The 20158-nt window shown below is 72.1% G+C and carries 17 protein-coding genes; 9 read left to right on the top strand and 8 right to left on the bottom strand.

Annotated features, from left to right (window positions below; genetic code table 11):
• The first annotated feature begins 105 nt into the window (after positions 1-105).
• The 4 genes from PBV52_RS21575 to PBV52_RS21560 are packed head-to-tail and all read left to right on the top strand — an operon-like array spanning position 106 to position 4183.
• The gene (locus PBV52_RS21575; protein ID WP_274240281.1) at positions 106-1365 is read left to right on the top strand and encodes a WS/DGAT domain-containing protein; all 1260 of its coding nucleotides are present in this window, start codon (positions 106-108) and stop codon (positions 1363-1365) included.
• 37 nt (positions 1366-1402) lie between these two features.
• Positions 1403-1678: an acyl carrier protein gene (locus PBV52_RS21570; RefSeq protein ID WP_274240279.1), complete on the top strand. Its 276-nt coding sequence runs from the start codon at positions 1403-1405 to the stop codon at positions 1676-1678.
• Entirely contained in the window at positions 1675-2883 is a 1209-nt protein-coding gene (locus tag PBV52_RS21565; protein WP_274240278.1) for a beta-ketoacyl synthase, read from the top strand. Before PBV52_RS21570 ends, PBV52_RS21565 begins: the two co-directional genes overlap by 4 nt.
• A gap of 55 nt (positions 2884-2938) precedes the next feature.
• Complete coding sequence (locus tag PBV52_RS21560) at positions 2939-4183, top strand: wax ester/triacylglycerol synthase domain-containing protein (RefSeq protein ID WP_274240276.1); 1245 nt, start codon at positions 2939-2941, stop codon at positions 4181-4183.
• On the opposite strand, the gene PBV52_RS21555 is transcribed toward PBV52_RS21560, so the two are convergent.
• The 3 genes from PBV52_RS21555 to PBV52_RS21545 are packed head-to-tail and all read right to left on the bottom strand — an operon-like array spanning position 4169 to position 6784.
• Complete coding sequence (locus PBV52_RS21555; RefSeq protein ID WP_373921893.1) at positions 4169-5320, bottom strand: DUF4037 domain-containing protein; 1152 nt, start codon at positions 5318-5320, stop codon at positions 4169-4171. The two genes, PBV52_RS21560 and PBV52_RS21555, sit on opposite strands and share 15 nt — an antisense overlap.
• A 45-nt stretch (positions 5321-5365) precedes the next feature.
• Positions 5366-5860 (bottom strand): GNAT family N-acetyltransferase, encoded by a 495-nt coding sequence (locus PBV52_RS21550; protein ID WP_274240275.1) that lies wholly within the window; start codon positions 5858-5860, stop codon positions 5366-5368.
• Positions 5861-5869: 9 nt separating this feature from the next.
• Positions 5870-6784: an aminoglycoside phosphotransferase family protein gene (locus PBV52_RS21545; protein WP_373922018.1), complete on the bottom strand. Its 915-nt coding sequence runs from the start codon at positions 6782-6784 to the stop codon at positions 5870-5872.
• 26 nt (positions 6785-6810) lie between these two features.
• On the opposite strand from PBV52_RS21545, the gene PBV52_RS21540 reads away from it, so the two are divergent.
• Together PBV52_RS21540 and PBV52_RS21535 are read left to right on the top strand one after the other, a co-directional pair.
• Entirely contained in the window at positions 6811-8217 is a 1407-nt protein-coding gene (locus PBV52_RS21540) for an FAD-binding oxidoreductase (RefSeq protein ID WP_274240273.1), read from the top strand.
• 98 nt (positions 8218-8315) lie between these two features.
• Positions 8316-11573 carry an IPT/TIG domain-containing protein gene (locus tag PBV52_RS21535; protein WP_274240272.1) on the top strand — a complete coding sequence of 1086 codons (3258 nt, stop codon included), beginning with the start codon at positions 8316-8318 and terminating at the stop codon, positions 11571-11573.
• Between the two features lie 78 nt (positions 11574-11651).
• Here the strand turns inward: PBV52_RS21535 and PBV52_RS21530 are convergent, their stop codons facing one another.
• The 3 genes from PBV52_RS21530 to PBV52_RS21520 form a co-directional block, all read right to left on the bottom strand.
• Positions 11652-13148: an MFS transporter gene (locus PBV52_RS21530; protein WP_274240271.1), complete on the bottom strand. Its 1497-nt coding sequence runs from the start codon at positions 13146-13148 to the stop codon at positions 11652-11654.
• 104 nt (positions 13149-13252) lie between these two features.
• Positions 13253-14230 (bottom strand): zinc-binding dehydrogenase, encoded by a 978-nt coding sequence (locus PBV52_RS21525; protein WP_274240270.1) that lies wholly within the window; start codon positions 14228-14230, stop codon positions 13253-13255.
• 103 nt (positions 14231-14333) lie between these two features.
• Positions 14334-15503, bottom strand: coding sequence for an FAD-dependent oxidoreductase (locus PBV52_RS21520; RefSeq protein WP_274240269.1), 1170 nt, complete (start codon positions 15501-15503; stop codon positions 14334-14336).
• A 224-nt stretch (positions 15504-15727) separates the two neighbouring features.
• Here PBV52_RS21520 and PBV52_RS21515 point away from each other — a divergent pair, with 224 nt between their 5' ends.
• Positions 15728-16375, top strand: coding sequence for a pentapeptide repeat-containing protein (locus tag PBV52_RS21515; RefSeq protein WP_274249495.1), 648 nt, complete (start codon positions 15728-15730; stop codon positions 16373-16375).
• Positions 16376-16618: 243 nt separating this feature from the next.
• Here PBV52_RS21515 and PBV52_RS21510 read toward each other — a convergent pair whose 3' ends face one another.
• Positions 16619-17119: a hypothetical protein gene (locus PBV52_RS21510; protein ID WP_274240268.1), complete on the bottom strand. Its 501-nt coding sequence runs from the start codon at positions 17117-17119 to the stop codon at positions 16619-16621.
• 41 nt (positions 17120-17160) lie between these two features.
• Between PBV52_RS21510 and PBV52_RS21505 the strand changes: the two genes are divergently transcribed.
• A complete protein-coding gene (locus PBV52_RS21505; protein WP_274240267.1) occupies positions 17161-18552 on the top strand; it encodes a M1 family metallopeptidase in 1392 nt (463 codons plus the stop codon).
• 125 nt (positions 18553-18677) lie between these two features.
• Here PBV52_RS21505 and PBV52_RS21500 read toward each other — a convergent pair whose 3' ends face one another.
• Positions 18678-19253, bottom strand: coding sequence for a TerD family protein (locus PBV52_RS21500; protein WP_030050335.1), 576 nt, complete (start codon positions 19251-19253; stop codon positions 18678-18680).
• Between the two features lie 159 nt (positions 19254-19412).
• Here PBV52_RS21500 and arfB point away from each other — a divergent pair, with 159 nt between their 5' ends.
• Entirely contained in the window at positions 19413-19850 is a 438-nt protein-coding gene (gene arfB, locus PBV52_RS21495) for an alternative ribosome rescue aminoacyl-tRNA hydrolase ArfB (protein ID WP_274240265.1), read from the top strand.
• Positions 19851-20158: the final 308 nt, after the last annotated feature.

The raw sequence follows: 20158 nt of genomic DNA, 5'->3' as shown, positions 1-20158 counted from the left end.
GAAGCGTTAGGTCCGACGCCCGCTCCACCACGGGGCGGGCGTCGGACTGTGAGGTCGGAGCTCGTCGGCGGCGGACAGCAAAGGAAGAGGATGGCGGCGTATCGCATGAGACTGTCCTGTGCCGACGAGATGTTGCTGCTCAACGGGTGTCCGGGAGTCATCGGACTGGCGACGGTCTTCGCCGGTGAGCGGCCCGATGTGGAGCGGGTGCGGGCGCGTGTCGCCGAGCGGTGGACGGGCCTGGAGCGGATGAACTGTGTGCTCGACCGTTCACCGGGCGACGGCGGGACGGCGCGGCCGGGGCGGGTGCGGTGGGCCGTACCGGGACCGTTCGATCCGGCTGTACATGTCACCGTGGCACGCAACAAGTTGGACGACCTGTGGGCGGAGAGCGTGGACCGGCCGCTCGGCGGTGGCGTGCCGCCCTGGCGGCTCTTCGTGGTCCCGGACGCGGCGCACGGCGGCGACTTCGCTCTGGCGCTCGTGGCCCAGCATGTGCTGCTGGACGGGCGCTCCCTGGCGACGTTGATGCGCTTGTTGATGGACAGCCCCGTGGAGACGAGGGAGCCGGGCCGGTCGGCGGCGCTGTCGCGTACCGGGCTGCGGGCGGCGGGCAGGGAGCTCAGGGCGATGGCGGCCGCGGGACAGGCCCTTCCGATGCGGCCGGCGGAGCAGACGTATCCCTCGGTCGCGGTGAGCGAACTGTCCGCGCACACGGTCCGATCCGCCCGCCGACAGCCGGCCGACGGCCGGGGCGCGACGTTGAACGAGCTGCTCGTGGGTGCGGTGGCCGGGGCGCTGCGGACCCAGTACGGGCCGGTACGGCGGTGGCGGCAGCGGGATGAACCCGTGTACACGGCCGTACCGTGTGATCTGCGCACCCGGGCGAATCCGAGAGAACTCGGGAACACGCTCACAGTCGTTCGGGTTCCGTTGCCCGTCGACGTGGACGGTCCCGTGGCGCGGCTGCGGGCGTGTCAGGCCGCGATGGCCACCGTCCCCGACCGGGCCGCGGTGCACGCCACCGTGCTGTTCCCCGCGGCGGAGGCGGTACGCCGGACGGGCCCTTGGGTGACCAGGCTGCTGGCCGACCGCGGCCGGCACTCCTGCTTCGCGGCGACCGCGACCACGGCCATGAAGTGGCCCGGCGGATCGAGCGTCTTCCAGGACCGTCGGCTCGTGCGCACGGTCGGGCTGCCGCCCTTGCAGCACCCGGGCACGGTCAGCTTCGCCCTGGCACAGGCGGGGGACGCGTTCACGCTCACCGCGGTGTGCAACCTGCGCCCGAACGACGCGAGACGGCTCGCCGACGCGGTCGTCACGGAGTTCGAGACATGGGCCCGGACGGCGACGCCGTCGGTGTGAGTCAGCCCTGACGGCACCAGGAGATGGAGGCAGTTGCATGGATGTGGAACACGGCGACGTATGGGAAGCACTGCGCCCGCTGTGCGCGCGGGTGATGTCGGTGCCGCCGGAGGCGGTCGTGCCGCAGGCCCGGCTGGTGGCCGACCTGGGAGCCGACAGCCTGGACATCACCGAGCTGGAAGTGGCGTCGGAGGAGCTGTTCGGAGTGTCCCTGAAGGGGACCGACAAGGCCGGAGTGTCCACCGTGGGTGATGTGGCCGACCTCATCGTGAGGCTGCGCACCCATGCCGCCCGCAGCCCCCTCGCCCGATGATCCGCCGACCCGCTGTCGCCGTCACCGGCCTGGGAGTGCGGTGCGCCGCCGGAGCGAGTCCGGCAGCGCTGTGGGAGAGCCTGGCGGAGTGCCGTTCGGCGACGTCGCTGCATGTTTTCGACGACGAGGGCGCAGTGGTGTACCCGGCGTGTGCGATGCCCGACTTCGACCCGGGCGGTTATCTGACGCCCAAGGAGGTACGGCGGGCCGACCGTTCGGTGCAGATGGCCGTGTGCGCGGCCGCGGACGCCGTCGAGGACGCCGGCGGGCTCCATGTCGCAGCCGGTCGGCGGGCGGTGGTCACCGGCACCGGCTACGGCGGGGTGATCAGTCAGGAGAACGGCATCGGGCATCCCGATGTGCTGTACGCGCCTCGGCTGATGCACAACGCGGGGGCGTACTGGATCAGTGCCCGGCTCGGTATCACCGGCCCGAGCCTGACGGTCTCCACCGCCTGTGCCTCCGGGACGCATGCGGTGGGGGAGGCGATGCAGATGATCCGGGCCGGGTGTGCGGACGTGGTGGTGGCGGGAGGCCACGACAGCCCCCTGACCCCGACGACCGCGCTGGCCTTCGGGCGGGCCGGTGCGATGGTCACCGAGTGCGAGGATCCCGCCGCCGCGTCACGGCCGTTCGACGTCGGGCGGCAGGGATTCGTCCTCGCCGAAGGGGCTGCGTTCCTGGTGCTGGAACGGCTGGACCTCGCCCGCGCGCGGGGCGCCCGGATCTACGCCACGCTGACCGGATACGGCCGTACCTCCGACGCCCACCACCTCACGGCACCGCATCCCGACGGTGCCGGTGCGCGGGCGTGCATGGAGCAGGCGCTCGTCGACGCCGGTACGACGGCCGACGCCGTGACTCATGTCAACGCGCACGGCACCGGAACCGAGTTGAACGACCTCGCGGAAGCGCGGGCGATCAGCGCCCTGTTCGGCTCGCGTGCCGTGCCGGTGACCGCACCCAAGGCTGTGACCGGGCACGGGTTGGGGCTGGCGGGAGCGCTGGAAGCCGTGATCACGGCGTGGTCCGTGCACGAAGGGCTCGCGCCTCCGACGGCTCATCTCACGCGGCTGGACCCGCGATGCGAACTGGATGTGGTCACCGCTGAGCCACGCAAGATCCCGGACGGGCCGGTGATCAGCAACAGCTTCGCCTTCGGGGGCCACAACGCCTGTGTCGTGTTCGATTCACCCCACGCCTGATCACGGGAGGCGGGAGGCGAGTACTCAGGGGGGCTTGGGAACGAGAGGCTGGAACATGAGGCTGACGGCCATCGAGGAAGGGCACCTCCGCAACGGAATGCCGGGGACGATCGGCATCGCGGCGGTGTTTCCCGGGGGGCCGTTCGACCTGGCACAGGTGCGGTCCCGGGTGCGTGACCGGTGGGGCGGGCTGGACCGGATGAGCCTGGTCCTCCAGCCCCCCGCCGGGCCGGCGGCGCTGTCGGGCCACCGGTGGTCGGCCGCCCGGCCGTTCGATCCCGTCGCCCACATCACCGCCACGGACCAGGAGCTGGAATCCCTGCTCACCGACGGTGTCAGTCACAGGCTGCCGGTCGAACGGCCACTGTGGCGGCTGCTGGTCACGCGGCAGGCCATCGTGCTGCTCGCCCATCACGCGCTGCTGGACGGCAGATCCCTGGAGACCCTTTTCCGGCTGCTGATGGATGACGCCGTAGCGCCGGGGCCGCTCGGAGAGGGGGCGGCCCACCCGCTCGCGGCGGGGCAACAGCGCCCTGCCGTTCCTCCCGCCACCGTGTGCAGGGAACTGCGTCGCATCGGGGTCCCCGGCCAGCCCCTTCCGTCGGCTCCCCCCGGCGAACCGCGGCCGTCGGTGGCCGTGGTCGAGCTCGACCCGCAGATCATGCGCACGGCCCGCCGCCGGCCGGCCGGTGGGCGCGGATCGACACTCAACGAGCTTCTGCTGAGTACGTACGCCGGTGCCCTGCGCGCCTGCCACGGTCCCCTGCGGTCCTGGCCGAAGGGACCGACCCCCTTCTACGCCACGGTGCCGGTGGACCTGCGGACCCGCCACAACGCCCACCATCTCGGCAACGGCGTCACCGCGCTGCGCATGGCGCTGCCCGTCGACCTCGCATCACCGGTGGCGCGTCTGCAGGCGTGCCAGGAGGAGGTCGCGGCGTTCGACGGACGCTGCGACGCCCATCGCGCGATCCTTCCGGCACTGCAGGCCGCCGCGCGTACCGTGCCGTGGCTGGCCGGGGTGATGGCCAAGAGGCTGGCACGCCCGGAACTCACCACCAGCCTGTGCACCGCTTTCAAGTGGCGGGACAACCCCAGCCACTTGCACGGCCGTCCCCTGTCGCGCATTGTCCCCCTGCCGCAGCTCTCCCCGCCGGGCACGGCGAACCTCTGCCTCGTCCACACCGCCGACGCCTACACCCTCACCGTCGTCAGCAACCTGCGCGGGGGTGACGCCGGGACGATCGGCGAGGCAGTGGAGCGGGAGCTGAAAGCGGTCGCGGCGTCAGATCCGTTCTGACCCGGGCTTTCGCATGACCTGGCCCGCGGCCCTGGTCAGTTCGGGGCGGGCCAGGACGTCGGTGCTGTCGAGGAACTGGTCCACCGCGCCGACGAGCGGCAGGTCGCGCAGGACCGGGTCGGTGATGCGGGCGGTGAGGGCCTCGGTGAAGCGGTCGGCGCGCAGCACCCGGAAAGGGCGGGAGTGGTACGGGCGCGTGGTGGGGGCGACGCGGTCGGTCAGGGCGAGCTCGTTGTGCAGGTGCGCGACGATCTCGTACGCGTGGGTGAGGTGCTGTTCGCGGGTGTGCCAGTCGGTGGCGGCGAGGACGGCCGTGAGGTCCGGGGTCAGGCGGGGGCCGACGCGGCTGCGGGCGAAAGCGCTGCCGAGCCACTTGCCGTACGGGGGGTAGCGGCGGTCCATCAGGAGGCAGAGCCGCATCAGGTCGCGGACCAGGCGGGCGGCGGTGACGGCGGAGCCCAGTTCGTCGCCGACCTCGCCCGAGCGGCCCACGAAGGCCTCCTCCTGCGCGATGCGCTGCCACTGGCAGGCCAGGACGTACAGCCAGACGTCGTGGGGGTACCAGCGCAGCGCTCGGCGTAACGGGGTGAGGGTGTGCAGGCCGTCGTGGAAGACGGCGCCTCCGGTGACCTCGGCGAGCAGCTGGGTGGGGGTGGCCAGCCAGTCGGCCGGGGTGATGCCCTGCGCCGGGTCGAAGCCGAGGGTGTCGGTGACCCAGGTGGAGGTGCCGGTGACTTCGACGCGGTGGTGGACGGGGCCGTCGGTGAGCCGCATGACGCGGATGTCCCGGTCCGCCTCTCCCGCGGGGGCGAAGTGGGTGGGGTGGCCGAGGAACGTCTTCGGGAGGTGCTCGGCGAGGACGTGTCTGATGTGGGCCGCGTGGCGGGGCACGTCGTGGCGGTGGAGGAAGACCTGCAGGCGCGGGCCCCACTCGTGGTCGGCGGAGCGCGGGGTGTCGTAGCCGAGGACCTCGGAGCCGCTGCCCATGCGGGCGGCGGAGTGGGGGACTCCGGGGGCGGCCTCCTCCAGCAACGGGCGTACGGCGTCGGTGTAGAAGCGGCGGGAGAGTTCGAGGCCGGGGATGAAGTCGGGCTCAGGCGCGGGGGAGTTCATGCGGCGCATATTCGTGTGGCTCATGCCAGGAAGCCGTGCCCATTCGGTGGCGTGTCATGCGCAGGACGTTCACGCCGCCCCGCGCTCCGGTGCGGCGCCCAGCTCGGTGAGCGCCTCGTCGGTCAGGCGGTACACCGTCCACTCGTCCTGGGGGCGGGCGCCGAGGGCCTCGTAGAAGGCGATGGACGGGGTGTTCCAGTTCAGTACGGACCACTCCAGGCGCTCGTAGCCGCGCTCCACGCACAGCCGGGCCAGTTCGGTGAGCAGCGCCTTGCCGTGGCCGGCGCCGCGGGCGGTGGGGCGGACGTAGAGGTCCTCCAGGTAGATGCCGTGGACGCCGCGCCAGGTGGAGAAGTTCAGGAACCAGATCGCGCAGCCGACGGTCTCGCCGGTCGCGTCGTCGGCCGCGATGTGCGCGTAGGCGGCCGGGCGGTCGCCGAAGAGGGCCTCGTGGAGCTGCTGCGGGGTGGCCTTCGCCTCGTGCGGGGCCTTCTCGTACTCGGCGAGCTCGCGGATCAGGGTGTGCAGGGCGGGGACGTCGGCGGGGGTGGCGGTGCGAATCATGGGGTGAGGCTAGCCGCGGGGCTCGCGCAGGCGCCTGGCGATTTCCAGTTGCCGCTCCTGAAGCGGGCGGCCGTCCTCGATGTCCCACAGGCAGTTCTGCAGGAGTCGGCCGTACGTCCACGCACGCGCGCGTGCCCGGTCCAGGCCGAGTACGTCGGTCATGGCGTCGAAGCGCCAACGGACGTCGTCGGCGTCGAAGCGGTTGTCGAGGGCCGGCCACAGCTCGAAGCCGGGGTCGCCGGCGAGGGGCTTGGGGTCGATGGCGAGCCAGGGGGCGCGCTCACAGGCGAGGACGTTCTCGTCGTGGAGGTCCCAGTGCAGGAGGCGGTCGCCGGGTTCGTCGACGACCTCCCGTACGGCGGCGGCGCAGTCGGCGACGATCCGGCGGGCCCCCGGGTCCGGGATGTGCTCCAGGGCCCAGGGCGTCTGCTCCAGCATGGCCTGCGCGATGTCGCCGAGGCGGCGCAGGCCGGCGGGCGCGGGGGAGGACGTGAGGTGGGCCAGCAGGCGGGCGATGACCAGGACGGACTCGTGTGCCTCCGGGTGGTGCGCGAGCATGCGGGACGAGTCGAGGCGTTCGAGGAGCATGGTGCCGGTGGGCTCGTCGTGGTCGAGGAGACGTACCGCCCCGTCGCCGTCCCACAGGCGCAGGGCGACCGGTTCGCCCTCGCTCTCCTCGTCGAGGAGTTGCAGCTTCAGGACGGCCGGGGTGCCGTCGCGCCGCAGGACGGGGAGGACCAGGGCGGAGACCCCGTGCATCGGCCGTCCGTCGACCGTCAGCTCCCAGCGGTCGAGGAAGCCGGCCGTCAGGTCCGGGAGTCCGGCGATGAAGGCGCGGCCCGCCTCCCCGTTGTACTCCTGCTGTGATGCGGCGAGCTCCTGCGGAATGTCGATCACCTTGTGACCGTAGCGGGGTGGGGGAATCGGCTCACTCGAATTAACGTCCTCGCATGAGCAGCTCGGTGAGTGGTGCCGTGAACGGCGGCATTTCCTTCTGGTACGCGGACGACGGCCTCCCCGAGGTGCGGGAGCCGCTCGCGGGGGACGCCTCCGCGGACGTGGTGATCGTGGGCGGTGGCTACACGGGACTGTGGACCGCGTACTACCTGAAGAAGGCGGTCCCCTTCCTCCGTATCACCGTCCTGGAGCAGAAGTTCTGCGGATACGGCGCCTCGGGGCGCAACGGCGGCTGGCTGTACAACGGCATCGCGGGGCGTGACCGGTACGCGAAGCTGCACGGCCACGAGGCCGCCGTACGGCTGCAACGGGCCATGAACGACACCGTCGACGAGGTCGCCCGAGCCGTCACCGAAGAGGGCTTCGACGCCGGCCTCCACAAGGGCGGTGTCCTCGAAGTCGCCCGCACCCCCGCCCAGTTGGCGCGCCTGAAGGCCTTCCACGAGCACGAGCTGTCGTACGGCGAGAAGGACCGCGAGCTGTTCGGTGCCCGCGAGACCGCCGAGCGCGTCAAGGTCGCGGACGCGGTCGGCTCGACCTGGACGCCGCACGGGGCGCGGGTGCACCCGGTGAAGCTGGTGAAGGGCCTCGCGGCGGCCGTGGCGGCGCTCGGTGTGACGATCCACGAGCTGACGCCGGTGACGGAGATCCGGCCCAAGCACGCCGTCACGCCGTACGGCACCGTCCGCGCGCCGTACGTGCTGCGCTGCACCGAGGGCTTCACGGCCGCCCTGAAGGGCCAGAAGCGGACCTGGCTGCCCATGAACTCCTCGATGATCGCCACCGAGCCGCTGACACAGGAGCAGTGGGAGTCGGTGGGCTGGGACGGCGGGGAGACGCTGGGCGACATGGCGCACGCCTACATGTACGCGCAGCGCACCGCCGACGGACGGATCGCGCTGGGCGGGCGCGGGGTGCCGTACCGCTTCGGGTCGCGGACCGACAACGACGGGCGTACGCAGGACGCGACGGTCGAGGCGCTGCGGGAGATCCTCGTGCGCTTCTTCCCGCAGCTGGCCCCGGTCCGGATCGAGCACGCCTGGTCGGGCGTGCTGGGCGTGCCGCGCGACTGGTGCGCGACGGTCACCCTGGACCGGTCGACGGGGCTTGGCTGGGCGGGCGGTTACGTCGGCTCCGGCGTCGCCACCGCCAATCTGGCGGCCCGCACGTTGCGGGACCTGGTGCAGCAGGACTCCGGCCAGGGCGGGCGCACCGAGCTGACCGATCTGCCCTGGGTCGGCCACAAGGTGCGCAAGTGGGAGCCGGAGCCGCTGCGGTGGCTCGGGGTGCACGGGCTGTACGCCACCTACCGGGCGGCGGACCGGCGGGAGCACCTCACCAACAGCGCCGAGTCCGCGAGGCTGGCGCGGATCGCCGACCGGGTGGCCGGGCGGCACTGACGAAACTCTCGCCGCTTTCATCCCTGGATACTCGCGAGTGCGTTGTCGCACTCCTGTGCGACTATCGCCTCAACGACCACTGATCCAGGGGGGATTCCGTGTCCGACGACGACTCCTGTCCGGCTGCGAGACGGGGGCGGGCGGCCAAGTTCGCGGCCGTGTTCGCCGCTGTCGTCTCGCTGTTCGCCTCGACTCTGACCTTGGCCGGGGCGAGCCCCGCCGTCGCCGTCGAGGCGGAGTGCGCGCCGCTCGCGCTCGCGTCCTTCGGCGACCCGGCCGGCGCCGTCGGCAAGGCCACCGTGCCGGCCCAGGACAGCGCCTGCTTCTCCGTGACGGCTCCGCAGGCGGGCCTGTACCGGATGTTGCTGGACGACAGCGGCAACAACGCGTACGCGCAGATGTACGCCGAGGACGGCAGCCAAGTCGACTGCTACGACGAGCAGTTCTCCGACGACGGCTGGTGCCAGGTCCCCGCGGCCGGCACCTACACCGTCAAGGTCGTCAACAACGGCTGGGCGGACCCGGAGGAGGCCGAGGTCACCGTCGTCCCGCTCGGCTCGGCCACGCAGGGCTGCTTCGAGCCGGTGGGCACCTCCTGGGACCTGCCGACGGTGAGCCGGACCTCGGCGAGCCGACTGGAGGTCGACTGCCAGGCGTTCGAGGGCAAGCCGGGCGAGCGCGTCCGCCTCACCCGGGGCACGAGCGTCTACGGCTTCGTCGTCGCGTGGATCACCGACGCGAGCGGTGCCCGGATCTGCCCGCGCATCACCGAGGACGACGAGGACACCTTCAGCTGCGTGCTGCCCGGCGAAGGCCCGTACCGGGTGCTGTCCCAGGTCACGGAGGCGGGGAACGGCTTCCCCGCCGAGTACGCGGTCAAGGTGCGCGCGCTGACCGACCCCCAGGGCTGCCGCACCGCGCCCGTGCGCCCCTTCGGGCCGCCGCAGGGCCTGGACTTCGACTCCGACCCCTGCTTCACCTTCACCGTCGACAAGGCCGGGTCCTACCTGGTCCACGCGGTCGACGACGACTCCGCGAACCCCGTCCAGGTGTACGACGCGGCCGGGAAGATCGCCTGCCGGACGGGCGACCCGTGCCGGCTGCCGGCCGCGGGTACGTACACCGCGACCCTCGACGGCACCTCCCCCTACAGCGGCGCCCATGACGACCTGCTCGTCCTCGACCGCGCCTCGGACGCCGGGTGCGTGCCTACCGGGATGGGGTTGTACAAGGGCGAGTTGAGCACGGCCGGTCAGTACGACTGCCTGACGCTGGACGCCCCGCAAGGCGCCCGGATCGCCGCGCTCACCTCGCTCTCCTCGGCCGGGCTGACCCCCGAGGTGGAGGTCCTGGACCGGGCCGGCACCCCGCAGTGCGACGAGGACGAGCTGAAGGGCGGCGACTGCGCGCTCACCGGCGAGGCCCCCTACCGGGCGCTGGTGCACACCGACGACGAGGGGGACTCGGCGACCGGCGCCTACGCGGTGGCCTTCCACCGCACCGACGTCGCGCAGGGCTGCCCCGTCCTGCCCGCCGGCAGCTTCGCCGCGGACGGTGCCAAGGCCACGCTGACCACCGGCGACGGCGTCTTCTCGCGCTGCCTGGGCATCCCGGCGGACGCGCACACGGACGCCGAGGTCTTCCAGCTGATCGCCACCTCCGGGACTTCCTCCGCGGAGTTCTCGGTGCTGGACTCCGACGGCAAGCGGGTCTGCGAGCGCTGGGCCACCACCAACGGCTGGACCATCTGCTCCCTGACCCCGGGCAAGGCCCACACCGTGCTGGTGACCGGCCGCGACCAGGCCGCCACCTACACCCTGACCCGGCGCGACGTCACCGCGAGCGCCTCCTCGGCGGGCTGCACGAAGACCGCGGCCGCGAAGGTCGGCGGACCCTCCGTGAAGAGCGCGTACGGCGCCCCCGGCACCCTCGACTGCCGACAGGTGACCACCGCCGCGGACACCGACGTCGTGCACGTCAACGTGCGGGACGCCCTCGGCACCGCCAACTCCGCGGTCGTCGCCGGGGACGGCCGCATGGAGTGCTCCTTCCGCAACACCTCCTGCGCGGTCACCGGGTCCACCACCCACCAGGTCCTCGTGCAGACCCCGGCCAACCTCAGGGCCGCGCCCGAGTACCGCCTGGACGCCCTGCGCATCGCGACCGCCGACGGGCCCGCGCCGGAGTGCGTCAAGGTGCCGTCCGTGGCGTACGGGTACGGGCCGATCACGGGCACGCTGGACGAGTCGCGCACCGCGGTGTGCGCGGCGCTGCCGACCGCCGGGTTCGACCGCTTCGAGACCGACATCAAGGACACCGCCGGCGCCACCACCACGGCGGTACCGGTGCTGTACAACACGTCGACCTGGGCCAACGGCTGCACGCACTACATCCCGGAGGGCTACGACTGCGACGCGCTCGGCTCGTCCCCGCAGAGCACGCCGACGCTGTTCCTGCTGGGCCTGCCCGAGAAGGCGCCGAGTACGGCCTACAGCGCCAAGCTGACCTGCACGTCCGCGCCGTGCGGCACCGAGGAGACGGCCGTCACCGCGGTCAGCCCCGACACCGGGGCGGCCGGCGGCAAGGTGAAGCTCACGGTCACCGGAACCGCGCTCGGCCCCGATGTCACCGTCCGGCTGAGTCAGGCCGGGAAGACGATCACGGCGGCGGCCGACTCGGTCTCCGCGGACAACCGGACGGTGACCGCGACCCTCGACCTGACCGGTGCGGCCACCGGTACCTGGAACGTCAGCGTGATCACGCGCGGCTGGGAGTTCGGTCGCGGCACCTTCACCGTGACCCCCCAGCCCAAACTGGAGAACACAGCCGCCCCCAAGGTGACCGGCACGGCCAAGACCGGCGCCAAGGTCACGGCTGCACCGGGGAGTTGGTCGGCGACCCCGTCGTCGTACACGTACCAGTGGAAGGCGAACGGTACGGCGATCAGCGGGGCGACGGCGTCGACGTACACCGTCCCCGCCTCGATGGTCGGCAAGAAGCTCACCGTGACCGTCACCGCGGTCAAGTCCGGCTGGGTCAGCGGATCGGCGACCTCGGCGGCGGTGACCGTGGCCAAGGGCGACGCGCCCAAGGCGACCACGCTGCCGGTGATCAGCGGGACGGCGAAGGTCGGCAGGACGCTGAAGACGTCCAAGGGGGCCTGGTCGCCGGCGGCGACGTCGTACGCGTACCAGTGGTACGCGAACGGCAGGGCGATCAGCGGGGCGACCAAGTCGTCGCTGGTGCTGAAGTCGGCGCAGAAGGGCAAGAAGATCACCGTGAAGGTGATCGCGCACCGCACGGGGCACCAGGACGGGGCGGCGGTGAGCAACGCGACGAAGACGGTCGCCGGCTGATCGCTGCCCGGGGCCTGAGGCCTTCGCAGAGGGTGGGGGAGGGGCTCCGCGGTCCAGTGGGGCCCCTCCCCCCGTTTCTCAGGCCACCGACTCCGGGACCGGCGCCTCCTGCGGGGCGCCGTGCTTCGAGGGCTTCGCCGTCACCATGAGGGCCGCGATCAGGCCGGCCAGGAGCATGATGGCGGCGGCCCACCAGATGGCGACGGTGTAGCCGTGGACGATGCCCTCCTTGGTGACCAGGGCGCGCTGGGCCGGATCGGTGAGGTGGGCGGTGATGTAGGCGGTGCTGCTGGTGGTGGCGATGGTGTTCAGCAGGGCCGTACCGATCGAACCGCCCACCTGCTGCGAGGTGTTGACGGTCGCGGAGGTCACGCCGGAGTCCTGCGGGGCCACACCCGCCGTCGCCGTGGCGAACACCGGCATGAAGATCAGGCCCATGCCGAGGCCCATGAGGATCAGTGCGGGCAGGATGTCGGCCGCGTAGGACGAGTGCACCGTCAGCCGGGTCAGGAGCACCATGCCGACCGCCGCCAGCAGGGCTCCCGGGGCCATGAGCAGGCGCGGCGCCACATGGTCCAGGAGCCGGGCGGCGATCTGGGTGGAGCCGGTGATGATCGCGGCCGTGAGCGGCAGGAAGGCGAGGCCGGTCATCACCGGCGAGTAGTCGAGGATGACCTGCAGGTAGTAGGTCATGAACAGGAACAGCCCGAACATGCCGATCACGGCCAGCGCCATGGTCAGGAAGCAGCCGGCGCGGCTGCGGTCCTTGATGATGTGCAGCGGCAGCAGGGGCACCGGGGCCCGGGTCTGCCACCAGACGAAGGCCGCGAGGAGGACGACCCCCGCCGCGAAGAGGGTGAGGACCATCGGGTCGGTCCAGCCGCGCGGCTCGGCCTCGGCGAATCCGTAGACGATGGCGACCAGGCCGCCGCAGCCGAGCAGCACGCCGGGTACGTCGAGGCGGGCGCCCGGGTGGCCGGGGCTGTCGTGGAGCAGGGCGAGGGCGCCGATCACGGCGACGACGGCGATGGGCACGTTGACGTACAGGCACCAGCGCCAGTCCAGGTACTCGGTGAGCAGACCGCCGACGATGAACCCGATCGCGCTGCCGCTGCCGGCCAGGGCGCCGTAGATGCCGAAGGCCTTGCCGCGCTCCTTGGGGTCGGTGAAGGTCGTGGTCAGCAACGACAGGGCCGACGGGGCCAGTACGGCGGCGAAGACGCCCTGGAGGGCGCGGGCGCCGAAGAGCATGCCGGACGTGGTGGCGGCACCGCCCAGCGCGGAGGCGGCGGCGAAGCCGACGAGGCCGATGACGAAGGTGCGTTTGCGGCCCACCAGGTCGGCGATACGGCCGCCGAGCAGGAGCAGTCCGCCGAACGCCAGCGTGTAGGCGGTGATCACCCACTGCCGGTCGCCGTCGGAGATGCCGAGGTCGCTCTGGGCGGAGGGGAGCGCGATGTTCACGATGGTCGCGTCGAGGACGACCATGAGTTGCGCAAGGGCGATGATCACCAAGCCCCACCAGCGACGGGGGTCGGCGTCCACGGCGGCTTCACCTGTTCGGGTGAAACTCACCTGACCAGAAGACCATGATTCGGGTCGTATCGCATCTGGGGAGGACCGGGGAACCGCCTCTGGGGAGGGGCGAGGTATCGCCTTTGCGGAGTGCTTGCGGCCGGTCATGGCTCCAGTACCACCTTTCCGGTGGTTCCGCGCGTTTCGAGGGCGCGATGGGCGGCCGCCGCCTCGGCGAGCGGGAAGCGCTGGACGGCCGGGGTGAGACGGCCCGCGGCGGCTTCGGTCAGGGCGCGCAGTTCCAGGGTGCGTACGGGGTTGGGGCCGCCGGCCTTCTGCATCATCGCGGGGCCGAGGACCTGCTGGGAGACGCCGTCGACGAAGTAGGGCCTGCCGTCAAGCCCTGCGCCGGACCAGCCGAAGACGAGGTGCCTGCCGCCCGGCCCGAGCAGGGCGACGGACTCGCGGGCGACGTCGCCGCCGACGCCGTCGAAGACCACGGTGGCCGGTCGCCCGCCCAGGAAGGCGCGCACCTTCTCGGGCCATGCCGGGTCCGTGTAGTCGACGGCCAGGTCGGCGCCGTTCTCCCGCACGCGGGCGACCTTCTGAGGGCCTCCGGCGAGGCCGATGACGACGGCGCCGGCGTTCCTGGCGTACTGCACGAGCAGGGTGCCGATGCCGCCGGCGGCCGCCGGGATCACGGCGACCGCGTCCGGGCCGAGCTCGGCGAACTGCAGGATCCCCATAGTCGTACGGCCCGTGCCGATCATGGCGACGGCCTCGGCGAAGTCGAGGTTCGCGGGGATCTCGTGGACGCGGTCGACATCGGCGACGGCCAGCTCGGCGTAGCCGCCCGGCGCGAAGCCCAGGTGGGCGACGACGCGCTTGCCGAGCCAGAGCGCGGCGACACCCTCACCGAGGGACTCGACGACGCCGGCGACCTCGCGGCCGGGGATCGTGGGCAGCGTGGGCGGCTGCGGTGCCGGGCCCTGGATGCCCTCGCGCAGCGTCGCGTCGAGGAGGTGGACGCCCGCTGCCGCTACGGCGATGCGGACCTGGCCGGGGCCCGGTGCGGGGGCGTCGACGTCCTCGTAGGTGAGGTTCTCGGCCGGGCCGAAGGTGTGCAGGCGGATGGCGTGCATTGGAATCCCCCATGAGATGAGCCAGGTGCTGGGAAGGTGTCGGCAAGCCGCCGCGTAGCCGGCGGCCGCTGATCGATGCTGCAACCTGATCGATGCTGCAACCTCAAGCCTGCTTGAGGTCAAGGGCGTGCCGGCCGAGGGCCAGGGACACCGCCGTGAGCGCGCTGTTGAAGGAGACCTCGGACAGCACGCCGGGGGCGGCGACCTGATCGCCCGCCAGATAGACCCCGTCGCCGCGGTCGACGGCCGGGCGGTCCCGCCAGCTGGTGCCGGGCAGGTCGACGGCGCCGGTACGGCCGCTCGCGACGGACTCCCGGCGCCAGGTGACGCGTTCGCGCCAGCCGGGGAAGCCGAGGTCGAGAAGCTGCTCGGCACGGGCGATGCCGTCGGCCCTGGACTCGTGCGGGGCGATCGGGATCTGGCCCTGGATCAGCTGTTCACCGGCCGGCGCCAGGGACCGGTCCTGTGCGGTGAACCGCTCCAGCCACCCGGTCCCGTCGAGGTCGGAGACGACGAAGGCGTCCCCGCGCCGGGTCCGCACGGCGAGGTCGACGAGTGCCGTACGCCCGCTGGTCCAGGTCAGGGAGTCGTCCCTGAGCAGGCGGCGGGCGGCGTCGAGGGACGTGGCGACGACGACGGGCGTGCCGGTCGTCAGGTCGTCGAGGCTGTCGACGCGGGAGAGGGTCTCCATCCGCACCCCGAGATTCCACGCCCGGGCCGCCATCCGGTCGATCATGGTCGCCCACCCGCCCCGCGGGTAGTGCGCCTCCGGCGGCAGCTTCGTGGCCCGGCGCAGCCGCTCCTGCACGAACGCGGCGGACAGGGCGCCGGGGTCGTGGTGGAACAGGGCGACGGCGGAGTAGTGCGCGGCGGCACGCGCGCCCTCCTCGCCGGCGATGTCCGTGGCCCAGGTCATGAAGTCGACGTCGACGGGCGCCTGCGGCAGGCCGCGCCGCAACAGCTTGAGCATGGCGAAGGGCGGGGTGCGACGCAGGACGCCGCGGTGCCGCAGCCGCAGCCGGGCGGCCTCCAGGGGCGGGATCGGCGCGAGCGGCCCGATGAGGTCGCGCTGCTTGAGCCAGACCCAGTGCGGGCCGCCGCTGTACAGGGCGTGCGGTCCTTCGTTCGTCCGGTACGGCCCCTCGGCGGTCCGCGCCCGCCCGCCGAGGGTGTGGTGGGCCTCGTACATGGTGACCTTGGCGCCCGCCTCGGCGGCGGTGATGGCCGCGGTGAGTCCGGCGAAGCCGCCGCCGACGACGGTGATGCGGTGCATGGCTGGGGTCTCCCTTGTGCTCGGGGTCGCCTTTCGGCCCTTCTCTGTGAGTAGGACGGTCCTGGGCACCCGGAATGTGACATCGGCGGTGTCGGCGCAGGTCAGGGGGATTGTCAGTGGTGGGGTGCAGCATGGGGGGCATGGCGAGGACAGCGATGGGTGAGGGCGGCGGTACCGGCAGGGGTGGCAGCGCGGGCAGGGGCGGTGGTCCGGGCAGGGGTGGCGTGAAGGGTGCGCGGCGGCCCGAGCTGCGGTTGCCGCCGCTGGAGCCGTACCGGGACGGGGAGTTGGAGCCGGACGAGGACTACGACGGCCTGGAGTTCCGGGAGGAGGACCTGGGCGGCCAGGACGGCGGGGGTGCCCGCTTCCTGGACTGCGAGCTGCGGGGCTGCGCCCTGGACGAGACGAGACTTCATCGCGCCCGGATCCTCGACTCGGTGCTCACAGGTCTACGGGGCGTCGGCACCGATCTCGCCGAGTCGACCCTGCGTGATGTGGAGCTGGTGGACGCCCGCCTGGGCGGGGTGCAGCTGCACGGCGCCGTGCTGGAGCGGGTGCTGATCCGCGGCGGCAAGATCGACTACCTGAACATGCGCAAGGCCAAGCTCAAGGACGTCGTCTTCGAGGGGTGCGTCCTGGTCGAGCCGGACTTCGGGGGCGCCCGCCTCGAGCGGGTGGAGTTCGTGGACTGCGCGGTGAAGGGGGCGGACCTCACCGGGGTGACGCTGACGGACGTGGACCTGCGCGGGGCGGCCGAACTGGACATCGCGCGGGGGGTGGACCGGCTGACCGGAGCGGTGATCAGTCCGGGGCAACTCCTGGATCTGGCACCGGTGTTGGCGGCGCAGCTGGGGATCCGGGTGGAGGGATAGGGGGCGGTCTTCGGAAGGTCTTCGGAAGGTCTGCGGAAGGTCGGTGGGGCTGAAGGACGGCGTTGGCCCATGCTGCGAACAGCCCGCGAAGGGATGGGCGTTTGATCCGTCGGGCCAGGGCCCGGGCCCTGCGCGAGGGTGGTTAGATCCGGGCATAGCGGGAGTCGGCGGAGTCGTCCGGCGTGCTCCCGCGACCAGCGTCGCGGGTGGCCTCTCCGTCAGCCAGGTGGTTCGCCGCCCCGCTCACCCCACCCGGGGAAACCGTGCCTGGAGTGTCCAGATCGCCGGGTTCTCGGCCAAACCGTCGTGCAGGTCGATCAGGTCGGCGATCAGGTCGTGCAGGAAGTCGCGGGCCTCGCGGCGCAGCTCGGTGTGCGAGAAGGTCAGCGGGGGCTCCTCCGCCGGCATCCAGTCCGACTCGATGTCCACCCAGCCGAAGCGGCGCTCGAAGAGCATGCGGTCCGTGGACTCGGTGAAGTCCAGTTCCGCGCGTTGCGGACGGGAGGCGCGGGAGCCGGCCGGGTCCTGGTCCAGCTGCTCGACGATGTCGCACAGGGCCCAGGCGAAGTCGAGCACCGGCACCCATCCCCAGGCTGTGGACAACTCCCGGTCCGCCTTGGTGTCGGCGAGGTAGACGTCGCCGCAGAACAGGTCGTGGCGCAGGGCGCGGACGTCCGCGCGGCGGTAGTCCGTCTGCGGGGGATCCGGGAAGCGGGTGGAGAGGGCGTAGCCGATGTCGAGCACGTAGGGGATGGTGTCACGCCCGAACTCATAGGATCACCGGCGTGTCCCGTTTCGTGCCCGTCGCCCTGACCGTCACCTCCGCCCTGCTCGTCCTCACCGCGTGCAGCAGCGGCGTCCAGGGCACGCCCGGCGGTTCCGGGGTGCGCGACCCGTACTTCGCGAAGGCCGGCAACGGCGGCTACGACGTCACCCACTACGCCCTCGACCTCGCCTACGACCCCGACGACCGCCACCTCACCGGCACGGCGGAGATCACGGCACGCGCCACCCAGGACCTCTCCGCCTTCGACCTCGACCTGAAGGGCATGGACGTCGAGCGGGTCGGCGTGGAGGGCCGGAGCGCTCGCTGGAGCCGCAACGGCCAGGAGCTCGTCGTCCGTCCGCACGACGAGCTCGACAAGGGCGAGACCTTCCGGCTCACCGTCCGCTACTCCGGCCACCCCGAGACCGTCACCGACCCCGACGGCTCCGAGGAAGGCTGGCTCCCCACCGCCGACGGCGCGCTCGCCCTCGGGGAGCCGACGGGATCCATGGCGTGGTTCCCCGGCAATCACCACCCGTCGGACAAGGCGCCGTACGACATCGACGTGACCGTGCCGGAGGGCCTGGAGGCCGTCTCCAACGGGGAGTTGGTGAACCGGACGACCAGCGACGGTGAGACGACCTTCCGCTGGCACACCTCCGAACCCATGGCGAGTTACGTCGCCACGCTCGCCATCGGTGACTACAGAATCAGCCGCTCCACCACCGACAGCGGCCTGCCCGTGTACGTCGCCGTGGACGAGGAGGAGGCGGGCGACACCGACGGGGTGCTCGCCGAGCTGCCCGAGATCATGGACTGGGCGGAGGACAACTTCGGCCCGTACCCCTTCTCCTCCACCGGCGCGATCGTCGCCGGCGCGGACACCGCCGACTACGCCCTGGAGACCCAGAACCGGCCCGTCTTCCCCGGCGCCCCCGGCACCGAGCTGCTCGTACACGAGCTCGCCCACCAGTGGTTCGGCAACTCCGTGACGCCGAAGAGCTGGCGGGACATGTGGCTCAACGAGAGCTTCGCGACCTACGCGGAGTGGCTGTGGGAGGAGGGCGACGGCGGCGACAGCGCGCAGGAGACCTTCGACGCCCTGTACGACCACGGCGAGGACGACTACGAGGACCTCTGGGACTTCCCGCCCGCCAAGCCCACGAGCGCCGCGCACATCTCCGACAACCCCGTCTACCAGCGCGGCGCGATGGTCCTGCACAAGATCCGTCAGACCGTCGGCGACGACACCTTCTACGACATCGTCCAGGGCTGGGCGGCCGAGCACCGGCACGGGAGCGCGGACACCGACGACTTCACGGCGTACGTGGAGAAGACGGCGCCGGACGAGGACTTCGACGGGATCTGGGAGGACTGGCTGTACGGGGACGGGAAACCCGCCCAGCCCTGACGGCGCCCACCGTCCGGCACGCCCGTCGCCCCGCCACCCTTCAGGCCGAGTGCCAAGCCCCCAACGCCGGGAGCCCCCGGCCACGGCGTACCGCGGCAAGGGGCTCCGGCTCAGCGCGGCGTCCGTCAGACGTTCACACCGAAGTCCTGCGCGATGCCCACCAGGCCCGAGGCGTAGCCCTGGCCTACGGCGCGGAACTTCCACTCGGCGCCGTTGCGGTAGAGCTCGCCGAAGACCATGGCGGTCTCGGTGGCCGCGTCCTCGGACAGGTCGTAACGGGCGATCTCGGCGCCGCCGGCCTGGTTGACGATGCGGATGTAGGCGTTGCGGACCTGGCCGAAGTTCTGCGAGCGGTTCTCCGCGTCGTAGATCGAGACCGGGAAGACGATCTTGTCGACGTCGGCCGGGAGGCCGGCGAGGTTGACGTTGATCGCCTCGTCGTCGCCCGCGCCCTCGCCGGTGCGGTTGTCACCGGTGTGGACGATGGTGCTGTCCGGGGTCTGCTTGTTGTTGAAGAAGACGAAGTGGGCGTCCGAGTAGACCTTGCCCGTGGGGTTGACCGCGATCGCCGAGGCGTCGAGGTCGAAGTCCGTGCCGGTGGTGGTGCGGACGTCCCAGCCGAGGCCCACGGTGACGGCGGTCAGGCCCGGAGCCTCCTTGGTGAGCGAGACGTTGCCACCCTTGGACAGGCTTACAGCCATTGTTGGGAGTCCCTTCCCTCGTTGCGGTACGGCTAGAAGCTACAGCTACCCCTATGAACGCGAAGAGGGGTACCTCAAGTTCCAGGTGTCTTTACTTTCTTTGCCAAAGAGCACTCGTAGGGGATATTCGCGTGACGTGGACCGGACAGGACAGGGAACATGGACGGCATGTCTGGTCCCTACGTCGTCCGTGGCTCCGTCTCGCTTCCCGAGGCCGAGCTCATGTGGCGTTTCTCGCGGTCGAGCGGCCCGGGCGGCCAGCACGTCAACACCAGTGACTCGCAGGTCGAGCTGCGGTTCGACCTGGCGAAGACCGAGGCGCTGCCCGAGGTGTGGAAGCAGCGGGCGCTGCAGCGGCTGGCGTCCCGCCTCGTCGACGGCGTCGTCACCGTGCGCGCCTCCGAGCACCGCTCCCAGTGGCGCAACCGAGAGACGGCCGCCGTACGCCTCGCCGCGCTCCTCGCCGAGGCGACGGCCCCGCCGCCGAAGCCGCGCAAGCCGACCCGGATCCCCCGGGGCATCAACGAGCGGCGGCTGCGGGAGAAGAAGCAGCGCTCGGACACCAAGCGGGGACGGTCGGGGCGGGGCTGGGGGTAAGGGCTCCGGCCGGCGCCCTGCGCCGTGGCCGCGTCTCCGCGCTGCGGTCGGCGCCCTGCGCTGCGGCCGCGCTCCGCGCTGCGGCCTGCACCCCGCGCTGAGGTCGGCGCTCCGCGCTGAGGTCGGCACCTCACGCCGCGGCCGGCACCTCCGCGCCGCAGCCGCACCTCCGCCCACGGCCACACCGGCCGTCGCGCTCCCGTACCGGGCCGCCACCACCCGTACCGCGCCGTCGCGCTCCCGTACCGGGCCGTCGCGTACCCGTACCGCGCCGCCACGCACCCGTACCGGGCCGCCACGCACCCGTA

It is taken from the genome of Streptomyces sp. T12, from assembly GCF_028736035.1.
In the GTDB taxonomy this organism is placed as follows: Bacteria; Actinomycetota; Actinomycetes; order Streptomycetales; family Streptomycetaceae; genus Streptomyces.
The sequence above is the reverse complement of the archived record's forward strand: the minus strand, read 5'-3'. Positions and strand labels throughout refer to the sequence as shown.